The 278-nt window shown below is 36.0% G+C and carries 1 protein-coding gene; it reads right to left on the bottom strand.

What is annotated here, in order from left to right; all coding sequences use genetic code 11:
- Positions 1–252: LrgB family protein (locus C1G53_RS12435; RefSeq protein WP_192873142.1), on the bottom strand; the 252-nt coding region annotated here is incomplete at its 3' end.
- Between the last annotated feature and the right edge of the window lie 26 nt (positions 253–278).

The raw sequence follows: 278 nt of genomic DNA, 5'->3' as shown, positions 1-278 counted from the left end.
GAAAGAACGATACAAAGGAATACCCAGAGCTACTGTTGAAGGCACAATAAGCATATTTAGATAGGACCCTCCTGCATAATATTCCTTATAGGAAATACCTGTCATTTTTAAAAAGACAATAATCAATCCTGTAGCTACCAACAGTGGGGTTGTGATTGGATGAGGAAATCTCCGATAAATCAGCATTCCAATTAAATATGCTGCAATTGATAACATAATACCAAAAATAGGATTGGAAAAAAGTTCAGTCATGATTTCCCTCCGCATCAATGTAGTCA

The organism is Streptococcus suis, from assembly GCF_002960445.1.
Taxonomy (GTDB): Bacteria; Bacillota; Bacilli; order Lactobacillales; family Streptococcaceae; genus Streptococcus; species Streptococcus hyiners.
The sequence above is the reverse complement of the archived record's forward strand: the minus strand, read 5'-3'. Positions and strand labels throughout refer to the sequence as shown.